The organism is Thauera aminoaromatica S2 (assembly GCF_000310185.1).
Lineage (GTDB): Bacteria > Pseudomonadota > Gammaproteobacteria > Burkholderiales > Rhodocyclaceae > Thauera > Thauera aminoaromatica.
Genome location: NZ_AMXD01000095.1, coordinates 1 through 15283, shown reverse-complemented (window position 1 = coordinate 15283; position 15283 = coordinate 1). Strand labels below are relative to the sequence as shown.

Below are 15283 nucleotides of genomic sequence, written 5' to 3'. Positions count from 1 at the left end.
CCGGCGGTGCGCGAGGCCATGCTGCCCTGGCTCGGCGCCGCCGAGCCGGCGCGCTTCGGCAACGCCTCCAGCCGCCACGAATACGGCCGCCAGGCGCGTGCCGCGGTGGACGAGGCGCGCGCGCGGGTGGCCGCGGCGGTCGGCGCGCACGCGACCGAGGTGATCTTCACCAGCGGCGGCTCGGAAGCCAACAATCTCTTCCTCAAGGGCGCCGCGCCCAACCGCGAGCCGGGCGTGGTGGCGGTGAGTGCGATCGAGCACCCCTGCGTGCGCGAGCCGGCCCGCCAGCTGCGGCGCGCGGGCTGGACGCTGCGCGAGATCGCGGTCGATGCGCAGGGCGTGATCGACCCCGCCGACTGGAGCGCGGTGCTGGAAGCCCGCCCGGGCCTGGTGTCGGTGATGCTGGCCAACAACGAGACCGGCGTGCTGCAGGACGTCGCCGCACTGGCGCGCGCGGCGCGCGCCGCCGGCGCCTGGTTCCACACCGACGCGGTGCAGGCGCTGGGCAAGGTGGCGGTGGATTTCCGCGCGCTCGGCGTGCATGCGATGACGCTGTCCGCGCACAAGATCGGCGGTCCGCTCGGCGCGGGTGCGCTGGTGCTGGACAAGCGCGTCGAGCTCGCGCCGCTGATCGCCGGCGGCGGCCAGGAGCGCGGGTTGCGCTCGGGGACCGAGAACGTGGCCGCGATCGTCGGCTTCGGCGTGGCTTGCGAGCGCGCGGTCGCGCGGCGCGAAGGCGAGGGCGTGCGCCTGGCCGCCCTGCGCGACGAACTCTGTGCCGCGCTCGCCGGGCGCGGCGCGCGGATCTTCTCGGCGGCTGCCCCGCGCCTGCCGAATACCGTATTCTTCGCGGTCGAGGACATCGACGGCGAGACCCTGGTCGGCCGCCTCGACCGTGCAGGCTTCGCGTGCGCGAGCGGCTCGGCGTGCTCGAGCGCGAACCCCGAACCGTCCCGCACCCTGCTGGCGATGGGCGTGGAGCGCGGGCTGGCGCGCGCCGCGGTGCGTGTGAGCCTCGGTCGCGACACGCGCGCGGACGACGTGCGCAGCTTCATCGAAACCTTCGTCCGGGTGACGGACGAACTCAAGAACCTGGCCTCGATCGGGGCCTGAACCGGCCACGCTGGCCATTCACCGAACTCGCTAACGAAGAAAGTGCGGAGAGACACAATGCTGAAGTTCCCCATCTACCTCGACTACTCGGCGACGACTCCGGTCGATCCGCGCGTGGCGGCAAAGATGATCCCCTGGCTGACCGAGCATTTCGGCAACCCGGCGAGCCGCTCGCACGCCTACGGCTGGGAGGCCGAGAAGGCGGTCGAGGATGCGCGCGAACAGGTCGCCGCACTGGTCAATGCCGACGCCAAGGAGATCATCTGGACCTCGGGCGCGACCGAATCGAACAACCTCGCCATCAAGGGGGCGGCGCACTTCTACCAGGGCAAGGGCAAGCACCTGATCACCGTGAAGACCGAGCACAAGGCGGTGCTCGACACCGTGCGCGAGCTCGAGCGCGAGGGTTTCGAGGCCACCTATCTCGACGTGCAGGAGAACGGGCTGATCGACCTCGAGGTGTTGAAGGCGGCGATCCGTCCCGACACCATCGTGGTCTCGGTGATGTTCGTGAACAACGAAGTCGGCGTGGTGCAGCCGATCGCCGAAATCGGCGAGATCTGCCGTGAGAAGGGCATCGTGTTCCACGTAGATGCGGCGCAGGCCACCGGCAAGGTCGATATCGACCTCGACAGGCTCAAGGTCGACCTGATGAGCTTCTGTGCGCACAAGACCTACGGCCCGAAGGGCATCGGCGCACTGTACGTGCGCCGCAAGCCGCGCGTCCGCCTGGAAGCGCAGATGCACGGCGGCGGCCACGAGCGCGGCCTGCGCTCGGGCACGCTCGCCACCCACCAGATCGTCGGCATGGGCGAGTCCTTCCGCATCGCGCGCGAGGAGATGGCCGAGGAGAACGCCCGCGTCGGCAAGCTGCGCGACCGCCTGCTCGCCGGCCTCACCGACCTCGAGGCCACCTTCGTGAACGGCGATCTCGCGCAGCGCGTGCCGCACAACCTCAACATTTCCTTCGCCTACGTCGAAGGCGAGTCGCTGATCATGGCGGTCAAGGACATTGCGGTGTCCTCCGGCTCGGCCTGTACCTCGGCCAGCCTGGAACCATCCTACGTGCTGCGCGCGCTCGGCCGCAACGACGAGCTCGCGCACAGCTCGATCCGCTTCACCATCGGCCGCTTCACCACCGAGGAAGAGATCGACTACACGATCAAGCTCCTGCACGACAAGATCGGCAAGCTGCGCGAGCTCTCGCCGCTGTGGGAGATGTACAAGGACGGCGTCGACCTCGACGCGGTGCAGTGGGCAGCCCACTGAACTTTAGTGCAGAAGATGATGTAAATTGCAGGTGAAGCGATTCACCGCCCCAGCAGGAGAAAAAACATGGCATACAGCGAAAAGGTCCTCGACCACTACGAAAACCCCCGCAACGTCGGCTCCTTCGGCAAGGAAGAAGAAGGCGTGGCCACCGGCATGGTCGGCGCGCCCGCCTGTGGCGACGTCATGAAGCTGCAGATCAAGGTCGGCAAGGACGGCGTGATCGAAGACGCGAAGTTCAAGACCTACGGCTGCGGCTCGGCGATCGCCTCGAGCTCTCTGGTCACCGAGTGGGTCAAGGGCAAGACCCTCGACCAGGCGCTCGACATCAAGAACACCCAGATCGCCGAAGAGCTTGCGCTGCCGCCGGTCAAGATCCACTGCTCGATCCTCGCCGAAGATGCGATCAAGGCCGCCGTGGCGGACTATAAAAAGAAGCATGAGGCCTGAGCGGCCTTCGTCGAAGAGGAGGAAACATGGCTGTCACGCTATCTGAATCGGCTGCGCGCCACGTCTCGAACTTCATCGCCAAGCGCGGCAAGGGCTTCGGCATCCGTCTGGGCGTGAAGACCTCGGGCTGTTCGGGCATGGCCTACAAGCTCGAGTTCGTCGACCAGACGGAAGACGAGGACGAGGTCTTCGAGAGCCACGGCGTCAAGGTCGTCATCGACCCCAAGAGCCTGGCCTATCTCGACGGCACCGAGCTCGACTTCGTCAAGGAGGGCCTCAACGAGGGCTTCAAGTTCAACAACCCGAACGTCAAGGACCAGTGCGGGTGCGGCGAGAGCTTCAACGTCTGAGCCGGACCCGATGAGCATCGACCTGACGCAGGACTACTTCGCCCTCTTCGGCCTCCCGCGCCGCTATGCCCTCGACGAAGGCGCGCTCGAAGCCGCCTGGCACGAGCTGCAGGGGCGCGTGCATCCCGACCGCCACGCGCACCTGTCCGACTTCGAGAAGCGGCGCTCGATGCAGTGGGCGACGCGGGTCAATGAAGGCTTTCGCGTGCTGCGCAAGCCGCTCGCGCGCGCCCAGTACCTGCTCGAGCTCGCCGGCGTCGACGCCGCGCTCGAGACCAACACCGCGATGTCCCCCGAGTTCCTGATGGAGCAGATGGAGTGGCGCGAGGCGGTGGAGGAGGCGCGCGAGGCGGCCGAGGTCTCCGAGCTCGAAGATCTGCACAGGCGCCTGCTCGGGCATGCGCGCGAGGTGCGCGGGCATCTCGCCGCGCAGCTCGACGAGCACCAGGACTACGAGGCCGCGGCCGACACCGTGCGTCGGCTGATGTTCATCGAGAAGCTCCAGCAGGAAATCGACGAAGCGCTGCTCGCGCTCGAAAACTAGAACTCGAAAAGGCACGGAACAGCACCGATGGCTCTGTTGCAAATCACCGAACCCGGCATGTCCACCGAGCCGCACCAGCACCGGCTCGCCGTCGGCATCGACCTCGGGACCACCAATTCGCTCGTCGCCACCGTGCGCAACGGCATCGCGATCTGCCTGCCCGACGAGGCCGGCCGCACCATGCTGCCCTCGGCCGTGCGCTATCACGCCGATGGCGGCATCGAGGTCGGTCTGGGTGCGCTCAAGGCGCAGGCGGTCGATCCGCGCAACACCATCGTCTCGGTCAAGCGCTTCATGGGCCGCGGCCTCAAGGACGTCACCCACATCGAGGCGATGCCCTACGACTTCGAGGACAGCCCCGGGATGGTGCGGCTGCGCACGGTGCAGGGCGTCAAGAGCCCGGTGGAGGTCTCCGCCGAGATCCTGCGCCGCCTGCGCGAACGCGCCGAGGCCAGCCTCGGCGGCGCGCTGGTCGGCGCGGTGATCACCGTGCCGGCCTACTTCGACGACGCCCAGCGCCAGGCCACCAAGGACGCGGCGCGCCTGGCCGGGCTCGACGTGCTGCGCCTGCTCAACGAACCGACCGCCGCCGCGGTGGCCTACGGCCTCGACAACGCGGCCGAGGGCGTCTACGCGGTGTACGACCTGGGCGGGGGCACCTTCGACCTCTCCATCCTCAAGCTCTCGCGCGGCGTGTTCGAGGTGCTGTCGACCAACGGCGACGCCGCGCTCGGCGGCGACGACTTCGATCATCGCCTGTTCTGCTGGATCCTCGACCGCGCCAAGATCTCGCCGCCCTCGCTGGAAGACGCGCGCCGCCTGCAGATGAAGGCGCGCGAGGCCAAGGAGCTGTTGACGAGCTGTGACGAGGCCCCGGTGCATGTGCGCCTGGCCTCGGGCGAAGAGGTCGACCTCGTGGTGACCCGCGAGGAGTTTGCCGAGATGACCACGCATCTGGTCCAGAAGACCCTGGCCCCGGTGCGCAAGGCCTTGCGCGACGCCGGCCTCGCGCCCGACGAGATCAAGGGTGTGGTGATGGTGGGGGGCGCGACCCGCATGCCCCACGTCCAGCGCGCGGTCGCGAACTACTTCGGCCAGGAGCCCCTGACCAACCTCGACCCCGACAAGGTCGTCGCACTGGGCGCGGCGATGCAGGCAAACGTGCTCGCAGGCAACCGCGCCGACCAGGACGACTGGCTGCTGCTCGACGTCATCCCGCTCTCGCTCGGCCTCGAGACCATGGGCGGCCTGGTCGAGAAGGTCGTGCCGCGCAACGCCACGCTGCCGATCGCGCGCGCGCAGGAATTCACCACCTTCAAGGACGGCCAGACCGCGATGGCCTTCCATGTCGTGCAGGGCGAGCGCGAGCTCGTCTCCGACTGCCGCTCGCTCGCGCGCTTCGAGCTGCGCGGCATTCCCCCCATGGTGGCGGGCGCGGCGCGCATCCGCGTGACCTTCCAGGTCGATGCCGACGGCCTGCTGGCGGTGTCGGCGCGCGAGATGTCCTCGGGCGTCGAGGCCAGCGTGCTGGTCAAGCCCTCGTACGGCTTGTCGGACGACGAGATCGCCGAGATGTTGCGCTCGGGCGTGGATCACGCCGGCGACGACATGGCCGCGCGCGCGCTGCGCGAGCAGCAGGTCGAGGCCGACCGTGTCGTCGAAGCCACCGAGCAGGCGCTCGGCCACGACGGCCACCTGCTCTCCGCCGTCGAGTCCGCCGAAATCCGCAGCGTGATCGCGCGCCTGCGCGAGCTGCGCGCCGGCACCGACAACCGTGCCATCAAGGCCGGCATCGACGCGCTCGCGCGCGCCACCGACACCTTCGCCGCGCGCCGCATGGACAACAGCATTCGCAGCGCGCTGGCCGGCCACAAGGTCGACGAACTCCCCATCTGATACTTCGCCCATGACCCAGATCATCGTCCTGCCCCACGTCGAACTCTGCCCGGACGGCAGCGTCCTCGAGGCCGCCCCCGGCACCACCCTCTGCGACGCGCTGCTCGAACACGGCATCGACATCGAACACGCCTGCGAGAAGTCCTGTGCCTGCACCACCTGCCACGTCATCGTGCGTGAGGGGTTCTCCTCGCTGAACGCCGCCGAGGACGAGGAGGAAGACCTGCTCGACAAGGCCTGGGGCCTGGAACCGCAGTCGCGCCTGTCCTGCCAGGCGGTGGTCGCCGCGACCCCGCTGGTGGTCGAGATTCCGCGCTACACCATCAACATGGCTCGCGAAGGAAAGCACTGACATGAAGTGGACCGAGGTTCAGGAGATCGCCATCCAGCTCGCCGACGCCCACCCCGACGTCGACCCGACCCGGGTGAATTTCGTCGACCTGATGAACTGGACGATGGCGCTGCCCGATTTCGACGACGATCCCAAGCGCTGCGGCGAACGCATCCTCGAAGGCATCCAGCAGGCCTGGATCGACGAGGTCGCCTGAAGGTGCGCGCGTCCGGTGCGCGAGCGCCGGACGCGGCATGCGTCGTCGTCGACGCGGTTCGGCTGGAATCGCGACTGGCGTCGCGCCTACGGGGGACTCCCGCGTCGCTCAATACGCCCCGCGCGCGACCGTTTCGGTGGACTCGTTGAGTTCCAGCCAATAGTGCCCGATCAGGCCGATCGCACGCTCGAAGCGGTCGAAATCCACCGGCTTGCGGATGTAGCTGTTCGCTCCGAGGCGGTAGGCCTGGGCGAGATCGAGCGGCTCCCGCGAGGTGGTCAGCACCACCACCGGCAGCAGCGCCGTGCGCTGGTCGGCGCGGATGCGGCGCAGCACCTCCAGGCCGTCGATGCGCGGCAGCTTGAGGTCGAGCAGCACGACCGCCGGCAGCGGCGGCAGCGGCTGTCCCGCGCGACTCCCGGTCGAGAACAGGTACTCCACCGCCTCCACGCCGTCGTGCGCCACCACCACCGGGCTGGTGATGCGGTTGCGCGACAGGGCGTGGAGCGTCAGCGCCTCGTCGTCCGGATTGTCCTCGACCAGCAGGATCGGTCTTTCGCTTGCCATGTTCCTGAATGAGGTGAGGGGGGTAGGGGCGGCCGAGGCCGCCGAGGCGGCGGGATTACAGGTCCTTGCGCCGCAGGACGAACACCATGTCGTCGCCGCCGCGGGTAGGCAGCCACTCGAAGGGCAGGTCGGGGAAGGCGGCTTCGACGATGGCGCGATTATGCCCGACCTCGACCGCCAGGATGCCTTCGGGATTGAGGTGTTCGGCAGCCTCGGCGAGAAGGCGGCGCACCACGTCCAGCCCGTCCTCACCCGAGGCGAGCGCCATCTGCGGCTCGTGCAGATATTCCGGCGGCAGGGCTTCCATGGCCTCTGCGGTCACGTAGGGCGGGTTGCTCAGGATGAGGTCGAAGCGGCGGCCTTCCAGCCCCTCGAAGACATCGCCGTGCACCAGCTCGATGCGATCCTCCAGGCCGTAGTCGGCAACGTTGATGCGCGCCACATCGAGCGCGTCCTCCGACAGGTCGACCGCGCTCACGTGCGCGTTCGGGAAAGCGTGCGCCATCAGGATCGCCAGGCAGCCCGAACCGGTGCACATGTCGAGCACGCTGCCTACCGCCTCCGGATCCTCCACCCAGGGCGCGAAGCCGTCCTCGAGCAACTCGGCGAAGAAGGAGCGCGGCACGATCACGCGCGGATCGACGGTGAAGCGGAAGTCGCCCAGCCAGGCCTCGCCGAGGATGTAGGCGGTGGGGACGCGCTCGTCGACGCGCTGCTCGATGGCTTCGAGCAGGCCGATGCGCTCCTCGGACGGGATGCAGGCGTCCATGAACGGCTCCAGGCGGTCGAGCGGCAGGGCGAGGCTGCCGAGGATCAGCCACACCGCCTCGTCGAAGCTGTCCTGCACGCCATGGCCGCAGAAGACGCCGGCGCGATTGAAGCGGGTGACGGCGTAGCGTAGCCAGTCGCGCACGGTCACGAGCTCGGCGAGCGGGCCGTGTTCATGCTCGTGGTCGTCGTGCTGTTCAAGGGCGAGGTTGTCGTCGTCGGCGTGTTGTTGGTTGGCCATGGCAAGTCTGTTCGGTAGATTGGGGGCGGAGGGGGCCGTCATCGCGACTTGCGTCGCTCCTACAGGCGGCCGGGGACGAGCAGGGCGGTCAAGGTGCGCTCATAAACCACGGACAAGGGTTCGATCGCATCGGCTGCGATGTGCTCGTCGATCTTGTGGATCGAAGCATTGACCGGGCCGAACTCGACTACCTCGGCGCAGATCTCGGCGATGAAGCGGCCGTCGGAGGTGCCGCCGGTCGTCGACAGTTCTGTCTCGACTCCCAGCGTCTCCCGGATCGCGGCCGACAGCGCGCCGACCAGCCTGCCGCGCCCGGTGATGAAGGGCTTGCCGGACAGGTGCCAGTCGATCTCGTAGTCCAGCCCGTGGCGGTCGAGCACCTCGCAAGTGCGGCTTTTCAGCTCGTCCGCGCTCGACACCGAGCCGAAGCGGAAATTGAACATCACCTCGCACACACCGGGGATCACGTTGTTGGCGCCGGTGCCGGCGTGGATGTTCGACACCTGCCAGGTCGTGGGCGGGAAGAACTCGTTGCCCTGGTCCCAGTCGCTCGCCGCGAGCTCGGCGAGCGCCGGCGCGAAAAGGTGGATCGGGTTGCGGGCGAGCTGCGGGTAGGCGACGTGGCCCTGCTGGCCCTTGACCCGCAGCGTACCCGACAGCGAGCCGCGGCGGCCGTTCTTGATCATGTCGCCGAGCGTCTGCACCGAGGTCGGCTCGCCCACCACGCAGTAGTCGAGGCGCTCGCCGCGCGCGGCCAAGGCCTCGACCACCTTGACCGTGCCATGGGTGGCGATGCCTTCCTCGTCCGACGTCAGCAGCAGCGCGATGCTGCCAGCGTGGTCGGGATGGGCGGCGATGAAGCGTTCGATGGCGGTGACGAAGGCGGCAAGCGAGGACTTCATGTCGGCCGCACCGCGACCGTACAGCACGCCGTCGCGGATCGTCGGTGCGAAGGGCGGCGAGGACCACGCGCTGTCCGGCCCGGGCGGCACGACGTCGGTGTGGCCGGCGAAGCACAGCACGGGCGCCGCAATGCCGCGCCGCGCCCACAGGTTGCAGACGCCGCCGCTGTCGATGCGTTCGAGGCGGAAGCCGAGCGGGGCAAGGCGGGAGGCGACGAGTTCGAGGCAGCCGGCGTCCTCCGGCGTGACGGAGGGGCGGGCGATGAGCTCGCAGGCGAGCGCGAGGGTGGAGGAGCTGGAGGGGCTGGTCTGCATGGGGGAGGGCGGCCGCGCGGGCGCCTAGTTGTTGTTGAGGTCCAGGGTGAACTCCTGGAAGGAGGCACCTTCCGTGTTGGTCGCCTCGAAGCCGGAGATGGCACTGTTGCCGTTGACGGTCAGCATCGGATCGCTCTGCATCTGCGCGTTGTTGATCAGCCAGTGCAGGTTGCTCGGCGAGTCGGCGTTGGCGAGCGCCTCCTCGAGGGTGATGATGTTGTCGTGGTGGAGACGGTAGAGCGCCTGCTCGAAGGTCTGCGAGCCCTGGGCGAGCGACTGCTCCATGGCCTCCTTGATCGCATTGAGCTCGCCGCGCTCGACCAGCTCGGCGATGTGCCGCGTGTTCATGAGGATCTCGACGGCCGGGATGCGCTTGCCGTCGGGCTTGCGCACCAGGCGCTGGGAGATCACGCAGCGCAGCGCCACCGCGAGGTCGAGGTAGAGCAGCTGGCGGTTCTCCAGCGGGAAAAAGTTGACGATGCGATTGAGCGCGTGATAAGCGTTGTTGGCATGCAACGTCGCCAGGCACAGGTGGCCGGTCTGCGAGTACGAGATGGCGGCTTGCATGGTCTCGCGGTCGCGGATCTCGCCGATCAGGATGCAGTCGGGCGCCTGGCGCATCGCGTTGCGCAGCGCCTCACCCCAGCTCAGGGTGTCGATGCCCACCTCGCGCTGGTTGACCACCGATTTGCGGTGCTTGAAGAGGTATTCGATCGGATCCTCGATGGTGAGGATATGGCCGCTGCGGTTGCGGTTGCGGTGGTCGATCATGGCCGCGAGCGTGGTGGACTTGCCCGAGCCGGTCGCGCCCACCACGAGCACCAGGCCGCGCTTCTCCAGCACGATGTCGTCCAGCACCGGCGGCAGGCCGAGCGCGCCGATGCTCGGAATGTCGCTCTGGATGTAGCGCACCACCACGGCCATCGAGTTGCGCTGCCAGAACACGTTGACGCGGAAGTTGCCGAGATCGCGCCGACCGAAGGACAGGTTGAGCTCGCGCTCGCGTTCGAGCACCGCCTGCTGGGCCGGGGTGATCGCCTCATGCAGCATGCGCTGGATCATCAGCGGGTCCATGACCTGCTGGTTGATCGGCATGGTGTGGCCCTGGATCTTGATGTGGATCGGGGTGCCGGCGGTGATGAAGATGTCCGAAGCTTTTTTTTCGGCCATCAACTGGAAGAGATTGTCGAAGATCACGCCTTCGGACTCCTGTCGTCACCCAAGGATTTGCCCGGGAACCGCGCGCAGGCCGGTCCCCGGAGTGCGCCGCTCAGGCGCCGCGCAGCAGCTCGTTGATGCCGGTCTTGGCGCGGGTCTGCGCGTCCACCTTCTTGACGATCACCGCGCAGTACAGGCTGTACTTGCCGCAGGCCGAAGGCAGGCTGCCGGGCACCACGACGGCGCCCGCCGGCACGCGGCCGTAGGTGATCTCGCCGGTCTCGCGGTCGTAGATCTTGGTGCTCATGCCGATGTACACGCCCATCGACAGCACCGCGTTCTCCTCGATGATCACGCCCTCCACGACCTCGGAGCGCGCGCCTACGAAGACGTTGTCCTCGATGATCACCGGTCCGGCCTGCACCGGCTCGAGCACGCCGCCGATGCCCACGCCGCCCGACAGGTGCACGTTCTTGCCGATCTGCGCGCACGAACCGACGGTGGCCCAGGTGTCGACCATCGTGCCTTCGTCCACAAAGGCGCCGATGTTCACGTAGGACGGCATCAGCACGACGTTCCGGCCGATGAAGCTGCCTTTGCGGGCGACCGCCGGCGGCACCACGCGGAAGCCACCCTCGCGGAACTGCTCGGGAGTGTAGTCGCCGAACTTGGTCGCCACCTTGTCGAAGAAGTTGAGGCCGCCGGCCTGCACCAGCTCGTTGTCGCGCAGGCGGAAGGAGATCAGCACGGCCTTCTTGATCCACTGGTTGACCACCCACTGGCCGTCCTTCTTCTCGGCCACGCGCAGCGTGCCGGCATCCAGGCCGGCGATGACCTCTTCGACCGCGTTGCGGATCTCTGCCGGGGCGGAAGTGGGCGACAGGCTGGCGCGGTTCTCGAAGGCGGTGTCGATGATCGATTGCAGAGCGTGCATTGGGGGGTTCTCTCTCAGAGGGTTTTGCAGAAATCGATGATGCGCCCGGCGGCCTCGACACATTCGTGGGTGTCGGCCACCAGCGCGATGCGCACGAAGCCGGCGCCCGGGTTGACGCCATTGGATTCGCGGGCCAGGTAGCTGCCCGGCAGGACCGTCACATTATATTCAGCCTGCAGACGGCGGGCGAACTCGGTGTCGGGCAGCGGCGTACGCACCCAGTAGTAGAAGCCGGCATCGGGCAGGCGCACTGGCAGCCAGGGCTGCAGCATGGGCGTGATGCGGGCGAACTTGTCGCGGTAGAGGCGGCGGTTTTCCTCGACGTGCTCTTCGTCGTTCCAGGCCACCACCGAGGCCGCCTGCACCGCGGGGTTGAGGGCGCAGCCGTGGTAGGTGCGATAGAGCAGGAAATCCCCGAGGATCTTCGCGTCGCCCGCGACGAAGCCCGAGCGCATGCCGGGCACGTTCGAGCGCTTGGACAGGCTGGAGAACATCACCACGTTGCGGAAGTCGGTGCGCCCGAGGCGCCAGGCCGCCTCCAGGCCCCCGATCGGCTTGTCGGCGTCGTCGAAATAGATCTCCGAATAGCACTCGTCGGCGGCGATGACGAAGCCGTAGCGGTCCGAGAGCTCGAACAGCGTCTTCCACTCGTCTAACGTCAACAGCCGGCCGGTGGGATTGCCAGGCGAGCACACGTAGACGAGTTGGATGTCGCGCCAGGTGGCCTCGTCGATGCTGCCGAAGTCCGAGCCGAAGTCGCTCTCGGGCAGGTTGTTGATGAAGATCGGCTCGGCGTTGGCGAGCAGGGCCGCGCCCTCGTAGATCTGGTAGAAGGGGTTCGGGCACAGCACCTTGGCGCCCGGCTTCGTTCCGTCGACCACGCACTGCGCGAAGGCGAAGAGCGCCTCGCGCGTGCCCGCGACCGGGATCACCTGGCTGGCCGGGTCGATCTTCGGCAGCCCGTAGCGGCGCTCGAGCCAGTGCGCGATCGCGCCGCGCAGCGCGTCGCTGCCGAGCGTGGCGGGATAGCTCGACAGGCCGCCGAGGTTGTCGGCCAGGGTCTGGCGGATGAAACCGGGGGTGGGGTGCTGCGGCTCGCCGATCGACAGCCGGATCGGCTTGAGGTGCGCAGGCGGCTCGACACCGGCGAAGAGGGCGCGCAGCTTTTCGAAGGGATAGCTCTGCAGGCGGGCGAGGTTAGGATTCACGGGTACGCGGGCTCCTTGGCCGGCAATGGACGCGGGCGCCGAGTATACCTGCGTATGGCGGCGGCGCCCGTCGGAAGGCGACGGCGCGAATCCGGGCGCAGGACCGCGCTGCGCGGCGACGATGCCTGAATCCGCTGCGTAACGTTTCGATGCGAGGCTGATGCACGGGATGACTTCGGCAGGGTGGTATGATGCCGGCCGCAAAAGCGGAGTGCGGCGGGGTGGATCGCCGGCCTGCACGTCCCGCTGTCTTCCCACTGCCCGCTGTGCGTCTCTCCAAGCTCAAACTCGCCGGTTTCAAGACCTTCGTCGATCCCACCACGGTGCTCACCCCCGGCAACCTCGTCGGAGTGGTCGGGCCCAATGGCTGCGGCAAGTCGAACATCATCGACGCCGTGCGCTGGGTGCTGGGCGAGACGCGCGCGTCCGCGTTGCGCGGGGAGTCGATGCAGGACGTGATCTTCAACGGCTCGACCACGCGCAAGCCGGTGTCGCGCGCGAGTGTCGAGCTGGTCTTCGACAACGCCGAGGGCAGGGCCGCCGGGCAGTGGTCGCGCTATGCCGAGATCTCGGTGAAGCGTGTGCTCGACCGCTCGGGCGAGTCGACCTATTACATCAACAACGTCCATGTCCGCCGCAAGGACGTGATCGACCTCTTCCTGGGCACCGGTCTGGGTCCGCGCGCTTACGCGATCATCGAGCAGGGCATGATCTCGCGCATCATCGAGGCGCGTCCGGAAGAGATCCGTGGCTTCCTGGAGGAGGCCGCGGGCGTCACCAAGTACCGCGAGCGGCGCAAGGAGACCGAGGGTCGGCTGCGCGACGCGCGCGACAACCTCGCCCGCCTCGACGACATCCGCATGGAGCTCGGCGAGCGCATCGTGCACCTCGAGGCGCAGGCCGCGGTGGCGGCGCGCTACCGCGAGCTCGACGCGGCGCACGTCGAGAAGCAGCAGCTCTTGTGGCTGGTCAAGCGCAACGAGGCGCGCGCCGAGCAGGCGCGCGTGGCGGCCTCCCTGAACGAGGCGAGCAGCCGCATCGAGGCCGACAGCGCCCGCCTGCAGGAGCTCGAGACCAGCGTGGAGTCGCGGCGCGACGCGCACTTCGAGGCCTCCGAAGCGGTGCACGTGGCGCAGAACGACCTGTTCGCGGCGAGCGCCGAGGTCGCACGCCTGGAGACCGAGCTGCAGCATCTCGGCGAGGCGCGCAGGCGGCTGGAGGCGCGCCTGGCGCAGCTCGAACTCGACCGCGGGCACTGGTCCTCGCGCCGCGAGACGCTCGCCGCCGACCGCGCGCGCTGGCAGGAACTCGCCGAGAACGCAGCGCTGCGCGCCGAGCACGCCGAGGCCCGCCACCTGGAGATCGCCGACCGCCTGCCTGAGCTGGACTCTTCGCGCCAGGGCGCCGACGCGACCATGGCGGCGGCGCGCCGCGAGCTCGCCCAGACCGAGCAGCAATTGCGCGTCGAGGAAACCAAGCGCGCGAGTGCCTTGCGTGCGCTCGAAGCCCTTCAACAGCGTCGCGGCCGCCTGGAGGGCGAGCGCGGCGGGATCGTCGGCCCGGACGAGCGTGTGCTCGCCGAGCGCGAGGCGCGGCTCGAAGCGCTGCAGGACGAGCTGGAGGGGCACCAGCAGGAACTCGCCGCGGCGCAGCCGCGCCTGCCCGACGCGCAGGCCGCGCTGAAGGCGGCGCTGGAGCACGAGCGTGCGGTGCAGCGCCGGCTCACCGAGCTGCGCGCGCGTCGCGACGCCCTGATGCAGCTGCAGGCGCGCGTGCAGTCGCAGGGCAAGCTCGGCGACTGGCTCGAGCGCCACGGCCTCGACCAGCTGCCGCCGCTGTGGAAGCAGCTGCAGGTGGCGGCGGGCTGGGACGAGGCGGTGCAGGCCGTGCTGCGCGAGCGCCTCGCCGCGCTCACCTCGCCCGATCCCGCGCTCGCGCTCGCGGCCGCACGCACCGTGCTCGACGAGACGCCCCCCGAATCGCTCGCCATCGCGCTTCCGGCAAGGTCCGGCGCACCCGCCGAGCGCGCGAATTCTGCACAAGGACCGCGTTCGCCGCAGGGCCGCGTGACCGTCGCCACGACGGCGACGGAATCGTCGACGGCAATCGCGACGGATGTCGCTCCTGCGGTGTCGGCGCTGGCGGGGCTGGTGGAGGTGCGGGATCCGGCCTTGCGCGCGCTGGTGGACGACTTTCTTTCCGGGGCGTGGGCGGTGGAGCGGCTGGAGGACTGGCTGCCACTGCGCGCGCAGCTGGGGCCGAGCACCTGCCTGGTCGGCCCGCGCGGCCAGGTGCTGACCCGCGACGCGCTGGTGCACCACGCCCCCGACGCACGCACCCACGGCGTGATCGAGCGCCAGCGCGAGATCGAGGGGCTCTCCGCCGAATTGCAGGCGCACGAGGACGAGGCCCACCTCGCGCATGACGCGCTCGTCGTTGCCGAGTCGGCTGCGAGCGCGCTGCAGGAACGCATCAACGGCCTGCGCCGCGAGTTGCAGACCATCCAGGCACAGGTGCATGCCGAGCAGGTCGAGGTGCTCAAGCTCGCGCAGGCACGCGCCCGCGCGCAGGAGCGTCGCGAGCAGCTCGCCCGCGACCTCGAAGATATCGTCCATCTCGAGAGCGCAGAGCGCGAGCACCTCACCCGCGCCGAGCTCGAACAGGCGCGCGCGGCCGAGCTCGCGGAGTTGCAGCGCGAACGCCTCGACGCCGCCACCGAGGTGCTGCGCGAGCGCGAACACGCCGTGCGGGAGGCCCGCGCGCTCGAACAATCGGCCGCGCGCGAGTTGCAGGAAGCGAGGTTTTCCGAGCGCGAGTGCGCGGGCAAGCTCGAGGACATCGCACGCAACCAGCAGCTCGCCGGCGAGCAGCTCGAACGCGTCGTCGCCGAGCTCGCCGCGCGTGCCGCCGAGCTCGACGCCACCGACGACCACCGCAGCGCCGAAGCACTGCAAGAGGCGCTCGCGCTGCGGGGGCGCCGCGAGGCCGCGCTCGCCGCCCGCCGCGATGCGCTCGCCGAG

General features: G+C 68.9%; 15 protein-coding genes. 9 read left to right on the top strand and 6 right to left on the bottom strand.

The genetic code is table 11. The features are described 5' to 3' along the window. The 8 genes from C665_RS13795 to iscX form a co-directional block, all read left to right on the top strand. On the top strand, positions 1-1113 hold a 1113-nt coding region (locus C665_RS13795; protein ID WP_004315117.1), incomplete at its 5' end, for a cysteine desulfurase family protein. Positions 1114-1170: 57 nt separating this feature from the next. Beyond that, positions 1171-2382 (top strand): IscS subfamily cysteine desulfurase, encoded by a 1212-nt coding sequence (locus tag C665_RS13790; protein ID WP_004315116.1) that lies wholly within the window; start codon positions 1171-1173, stop codon positions 2380-2382. 66 nt (positions 2383-2448) lie between these two features. Further along, on the top strand, positions 2449-2832 hold the full coding sequence (iscU, locus tag C665_RS13785) for a Fe-S cluster assembly scaffold IscU (protein WP_004315115.1): 384 nt from the start codon (positions 2449-2451) through the stop codon (positions 2830-2832). Positions 2833-2858: 26 nt separating this feature from the next. Beyond that, the gene (gene iscA, locus C665_RS13780; RefSeq protein WP_004315114.1) at positions 2859-3182 is read left to right on the top strand and encodes an iron-sulfur cluster assembly protein IscA; all 324 of its coding nucleotides are present in this window, start codon (positions 2859-2861) and stop codon (positions 3180-3182) included. A gap of 10 nt (positions 3183-3192) precedes the next feature. Next, complete coding sequence (gene hscB / locus C665_RS13775; protein ID WP_004315113.1) at positions 3193-3726, top strand: Fe-S protein assembly co-chaperone HscB; 534 nt, start codon at positions 3193-3195, stop codon at positions 3724-3726. A gap of 27 nt (positions 3727-3753) precedes the next feature. After that, on the top strand, positions 3754-5622 hold the full coding sequence (gene hscA, locus C665_RS13770; protein WP_004315111.1) for a Fe-S protein assembly chaperone HscA: 1869 nt from the start codon (positions 3754-3756) through the stop codon (positions 5620-5622). Positions 5623-5632: 10 nt separating this feature from the next. Beyond that, positions 5633-5974: an ISC system 2Fe-2S type ferredoxin gene (gene fdx, locus C665_RS13765; RefSeq protein ID WP_004315110.1), complete on the top strand. Its 342-nt coding sequence runs from the start codon at positions 5633-5635 to the stop codon at positions 5972-5974. Between the two features lies 1 nt (position 5975). Next, on the top strand, positions 5976-6170 hold the full coding sequence (gene iscX / locus C665_RS13760; RefSeq protein ID WP_004315108.1) for a Fe-S cluster assembly protein IscX: 195 nt from the start codon (positions 5976-5978) through the stop codon (positions 6168-6170). 108 nt (positions 6171-6278) lie between these two features. Here the strand turns inward: iscX and C665_RS13755 are convergent, their stop codons facing one another. From C665_RS13755 to dapC, 6 genes are all read right to left on the bottom strand, one after another. Beyond that, on the bottom strand, positions 6279-6737 hold the full coding sequence (locus tag C665_RS13755) for a response regulator (RefSeq protein WP_004315106.1): 459 nt from the start codon (positions 6735-6737) through the stop codon (positions 6279-6281). A 55-nt stretch (positions 6738-6792) separates the two neighbouring features. Continuing rightward, positions 6793-7746 (bottom strand): 50S ribosomal protein L3 N(5)-glutamine methyltransferase, encoded by a 954-nt coding sequence (prmB, locus tag C665_RS13750; protein ID WP_004315104.1) that lies wholly within the window; start codon positions 7744-7746, stop codon positions 6793-6795. A gap of 59 nt (positions 7747-7805) precedes the next feature. Next, positions 7806-8963 (bottom strand): succinyl-diaminopimelate desuccinylase, encoded by a 1158-nt coding sequence (gene dapE / locus C665_RS13745; protein ID WP_004315102.1) that lies wholly within the window; start codon positions 8961-8963, stop codon positions 7806-7808. A gap of 24 nt (positions 8964-8987) precedes the next feature. After that, positions 8988-10160 (bottom strand): PilT/PilU family type 4a pilus ATPase, encoded by a 1173-nt coding sequence (locus C665_RS13740; protein ID WP_004315100.1) that lies wholly within the window; start codon positions 10158-10160, stop codon positions 8988-8990. A 73-nt stretch (positions 10161-10233) separates the two neighbouring features. Beyond that, positions 10234-11055, bottom strand: coding sequence for a 2,3,4,5-tetrahydropyridine-2,6-dicarboxylate N-succinyltransferase (dapD, locus tag C665_RS13735; protein WP_004315099.1), 822 nt, complete (start codon positions 11053-11055; stop codon positions 10234-10236). Between the two features lie 14 nt (positions 11056-11069). Then, on the bottom strand, positions 11070-12263 hold the full coding sequence (dapC, locus tag C665_RS13730; protein WP_004315097.1) for a succinyldiaminopimelate transaminase: 1194 nt from the start codon (positions 12261-12263) through the stop codon (positions 11070-11072). A gap of 266 nt (positions 12264-12529) precedes the next feature. Between dapC and C665_RS13725 the strand changes: the two genes are divergently transcribed. Beyond that, positions 12530-15283 (top strand): AAA family ATPase (locus tag C665_RS13725; RefSeq protein ID WP_004315095.1); only part of this gene is annotated, 2754 nt, incomplete at its 3' end.